1 protein-coding gene is annotated in these 445 nt (G+C 70.1%); it reads right to left on the reverse strand.

Features of this window, described 5'->3' with window-relative positions:
* Positions 1 to 445 (reverse strand): 3'-5' exonuclease (locus tag D9V41_RS16410; protein ID WP_166376096.1); only part of this gene is annotated, 445 nt, incomplete at both ends.

Raw genomic sequence — 445 nt, forward strand, 5'->3', positions numbered from 1 at the left:
GATGTCGCGGGTGGCGCGGCGGGATTTGGCCGCCACCGTCGAGGAGCGGAAGGACTCACGACGCGCGGTGGCCGACGGCGTGCTCGGCGTCCACTGGGTCGGTGCGGTGCCCATGCGCCGCCAGTCGACGAGGTGGTCGGGGATCTCGTCGAGGAACCGCGACGCCGGGTTGTACGACGGCGCTCCCCATGCCGAACGCACCGTGGCCCGCGTGAGGTACAGCCGCTCGCGGGCGCGGGTGATGCCGACGTAGGCGAGCCGACGTTCCTCTTCGAGTTCTTTGGCGTCGCCCATCGAGCGCATGTGAGGGAAGACGCCGTCCTCCATGCCGGTGAGGAACACGACCGGGAACTCCAGCCCCTTGGCCGTATGCAGCGTCATCAACGTGACGACGCCTTCGCCCTCATCGGGGATCGCGTCGGCGTCGGCGACCAGCGCCACCTGC

Source organism: Aeromicrobium phragmitis (genome assembly GCF_003674095.1).
Taxonomy (GTDB): Bacteria; Actinomycetota; Actinomycetes; order Propionibacteriales; family Nocardioidaceae; genus Aeromicrobium; species Aeromicrobium phragmitis.